The 630-nt window shown below is 35.1% G+C and carries 1 protein-coding gene; it reads left to right on the top strand.

Annotated elements, in window-relative coordinates:
- Positions 1–390: glutamate ligase domain-containing protein (locus tag KH893_RS11415; RefSeq protein WP_281166228.1), on the top strand; the 390-nt coding region annotated here is incomplete at its 5' end.
- Positions 391–630: the final 240 nt, after the last annotated feature.

The raw sequence follows: 630 nt of genomic DNA, 5'->3' as shown, positions 1-630 counted from the left end.
GATAACTGTGCTGCTGCAGTGGCAGTTGCTAAGGAATTTGGCCTGAACGATAAATTGATTCAACGAGGCTTTGATAATTTACAGATAACGAAAAATCGTTTACAAGTATTAACCGGCTCCAAAGGAGAGACGATTATTTCCGATGTTTATAATTCAAACCCGACTGCAGCAATTAAAGCAATTGAAATTTTGAAAGATTTCCCGGCTCAAGTGAAAAAGATTCTTGTTTTGGGAGACATGCTCGAACTTGGCGAAAAAGAAATTTCCCTACATTTGATTTTAAAAAAACCGATTGAAAAAGCAGCCTTTGATGAAGTCTATCTTGTTGGTCCGATCATGAAAAAATTGGCGGCACAGATACAAGCACATTGGTACGATAAACTTTTTTGAACAGAACTAAGTCGCGATCTACAAAACAGTTTATCCAAAAATGATGTAGTATTATTAAAAGCTAGTCACGGGATTCATTTAGAAAAAGTAGAACGAGCGTTGATTTAAGTTGCAAAAGGTTTAACAATCCCGTACACTTAGGAAGAATGAATAGCTACGTTTGAGCAACGGATATTGCAAGTGGCACATTTACACTTTTTACAAATATAGGATATTAAAATATTGAAAATAGAAGAAAAT

It is taken from the genome of Liquorilactobacillus sicerae, from assembly GCF_029916425.1.
GTDB classification, from domain to species: Bacteria; Bacillota; Bacilli; order Lactobacillales; family Lactobacillaceae; genus Liquorilactobacillus; species Liquorilactobacillus sicerae.
The sequence above is the reverse complement of the archived record's forward strand: the minus strand, read 5'-3'. Positions and strand labels throughout refer to the sequence as shown.